Annotated in this window: 1 rRNA gene; it reads left to right on the top strand. The window is 41.6% G+C overall.

What is annotated here, in order from left to right:
* Nucleotides 1-51: 51 nt before the first annotated feature.
* Nucleotides 52-169 (top strand): 5S ribosomal RNA (gene rrf, locus V7D18_RS23655).
* The last annotated feature ends 256 nt before the right edge of the window (nucleotides 170-425 follow it).

Genomic DNA, 425 nt, shown 5'->3' with positions numbered 1-425 from the left:
GGGTTTTCAAAGATATAAATTAAATAATGAAACATCAGAAGACAAAGAATTTCTGGTGCCGATGCGCTTAGGGGACACACCCGTTCCCATCTCGAACACGATGGTTAAGACCTAAGCGGCCGATGGTACTATACTGGAGACGGTATGGGAGAGCAGGTGGGTGCCAGATTACATAAAAAAAATCACTTGAAAAAGTGTTTTATATAGAACGGACACGTTCCAATGGGTGGAGGGAAAAGCGAAACCTGTGTTAAAGAATGTGTTAACCTGATTCAGCAGGGCAGTGCTGTTTTATATAACTGGTTTTTACCAGTGATTTGTGAGTTTGAGTTAATCGAGCTTTCAAATGACTGATAAACTTCAGTCAGAGCGGTAAAACTGCGGAGCGCACTTAAATATCTGTGCAACTTTCCGGTTATACTGTG

This window comes from Lacrimispora sp. 38-1 (genome assembly GCF_049890855.1).
Lineage (GTDB): Bacteria > Bacillota > Clostridia > Lachnospirales > Lachnospiraceae > Lacrimispora.
The sequence above is the reverse complement of the archived record's forward strand: the minus strand, read 5'-3'. Positions and strand labels throughout refer to the sequence as shown.